Genomic DNA, 2,451 nt, shown 5'->3' with positions numbered 1-2,451 from the left:
TTCAGGCATTTGTACCAAATGATCTTGTCAATGCATATAGATCGGAAATGGACAGAATATTTGGACAAAATTCGTGCTACATTATGACAATCAGACCGTTTGGCGGTATTGAAATCAAATAATAGTAGGGAATAATGAGTATACTTGTTTTAGGCGGTGCAGGATATATCGGTTCTCACACAGCTTTAGAGTTGATTCGCACCGGAGAAAGCGTTATTATTGCAGACAATCTTGCAACCGGACACATCGAAGCTGTTCCGAAAGATGCGAAATTTTATCTGGGTGATTTGCATGACAAGGCGTTTCTTGATAATATTTTTGAAAACGAACAGATAGATGCAGTGATTCACTTTGCAGCATATTCTCTTGTTGGAGAAAGCGTTGTCGATCCACTAAAGTATTACGATAATAATCTCTGCGGAACAAAAATTCTTTTGGATTCCATGGTTGAACACCATATTGATAAAATTGTATTTTCCTCAACCGCTGCCACCTATGGTGAACCGGAAAATATTCCGATTCTTGAAACAGACAGAACACAGCCAACCAATCCATATGGTGAAACCAAACTTGCTATGGAGAAGATGTTCTATTGGACTTCAAAAGCTCATGGTCTAAGATACGTTTCTCTCCGCTATTTCAATGCTTGCGGAGCAGACAAATCAGGTAAAATCGGCGAGGCTCATAATCCGGAAAGTCATTTGATTCCTTTGATCCTTCAAGTCCCAAATGGAAAGAGAGAAAGTATCTCCATCTATGGAACAGATTATGATACTCCTGATGGAACTTGTATCAGAGACTACATCCATGTTACCGATTTGGCTCAGGCACATATTCTCGCTGTAAAGTACTTGAAAAACGGAAACGAAAGCAATATTTTCAATCTTGGAAATGGTGTCGGCTATTCCGTAAAAGAAGTAATTGATAAAGCAAGAAAAGTGACAGGGCACCCGATTCCGGCAATTGAAACGCCAAAGCGTGCTGGAGATCCTGCACGACTGGTGGCTTCCAGTGAAAAGGCAAGAAAAATTCTCGGCTGGAATCCTGTACATGATAGCCTTGAAGAAATTATATCTGACGCATGGAATTGGCATAAGAATCATCCAGATGGTTTTTGAAAAGAGGTGTTATCATGATATACAGGGCAATAAACGGATTAATCCGTCATGCAATAGAAGCTGATTTGATTACAAATGACGATATTTTTGTTGTTAGAAATCAGCTCATGGATATACTAAAACTGACTGACTGGAATGATAAAGAACCACTCACGGGAAATATTGAAGAACTTCTTGAACCCCTGATCGACTATGCAGTAAAAGCAGGAATTATTGAAGACACTGCTGTACAACGTGATCTATTCGATACAAGAGTTATGGGTGTTTTCACACCTATGCCGAGAGAAGTTAATGCCACATTTCAAAGAAAATATTCTGCTTCGCCATCAGCAGCTACAGAATGGTACTATGCTTTTAGTAAAAGCCTGAACTATGTTCGTGCTGAAAGAATTGCGAAAGATTTAAAGTGGACATATGAATCAGAATATGGAACACTTGACATTACTATAAATCGTTCTAAGCCGGAGAAAGATCCTCGTGATATTGCTGCTGCTAAATTGCAAAAAAAATCAGCCTATCCTCAATGTCAGCTTTGTGTTGAAAATATGGGATTCGCAGGTCACCAGACACACCCTGCAAGACAAAATCTTCGTCCGGTAAAGTTGAATATCAACAGCCAAGATTGGTTCATGCAGTATTCTCCTTATGGATATTATAATGAACACTGCATCGTCTTTAATAAACAGCATATTCCTATGACAATTAATGCACAGGTATTCAATAAACTGTTTGATTTTGTTGAGCAATTTCCACACTATTTTATCGGTTCAAATGCAGACCTTCCTATTGTAGGCGGCTCCATTCTAACGCATGAACACTTTCAAGGCGGCAATTATAATTTTGCAATGGCAAAAGCACCGATTGAAAGAACATTTCTTTTGAATAATTATATGAATGTTAGTGCCGGCATTGTAAAATGGCCGATGTCTGTGATACGTCTTTCTTCAAAAAACAGGACGGCTTTGGCAGCTGCATGTGCTGATATTTTAACAAAATGGAGAACATATACGGATGAAGTGGTTGGAATTTTTGCAGAAACAGACGGAATTCTGCATAATACAATTACTCCAATTGCAAGAGCAACTTCTTCTGGATTTGAATGCGACTTGTTATTGAGAAACAATATTACAACGAAAGAAAGACCGTTAGGTGTGTTCCATCCGAATCCTACCTTACATCATATCAAAAAAGAAAACATCGGATTGATTGAAGTGATGGGACTTGCTGTTCTTCCGGCGCGTTTAGCAGATGAACTGACACTTTTAAAAGATGCAATACTGTCCGGCAAAGAGATTGCTACAGATGATAAAATTGCATCTCATGCAATTTGGGC

The 2,451-nt window shown here is 38.8% G+C and carries 2 protein-coding genes; both read left to right on the top strand.

Going from position 1 to position 2,451, the window contains the following annotated elements; all coding sequences use genetic code 11:
- The first annotated feature begins 134 nt into the window (after window positions 1–134).
- Window positions 135–1,118, top strand: a complete 984-nt coding sequence (galE, locus tag QVO88_RS09505) for a UDP-glucose 4-epimerase GalE (RefSeq protein WP_022288246.1) — start codon at window positions 135–137, stop codon at window positions 1,116–1,118.
- Window positions 1,119–1,132: 14 nt separating this feature from the next.
- Window positions 1,133–2,451 (top strand): UDP-glucose--hexose-1-phosphate uridylyltransferase (locus QVO88_RS09500; RefSeq protein ID WP_288177966.1); only part of this gene is annotated, 1,319 nt, incomplete at its 3' end.

The sequence above is a fragment of the Ruminococcus sp. CAG:57 genome (assembly GCF_000435935.1).
GTDB lineage: Bacteria > Bacillota > Clostridia > Oscillospirales > Ruminococcaceae > Hominimerdicola > Hominimerdicola aceti.
This window is presented reverse-complemented; position numbering and strand designations above follow the sequence as displayed.

What these genes read in the sequence shown, in the direction of transcription:
- galE (WP_022288246.1), top strand. Translation starts at nt 135, where the DNA reads ATGAGTATACTTGTTTTAGGCGGTGCAGGATATATCGGTTCTCACACA.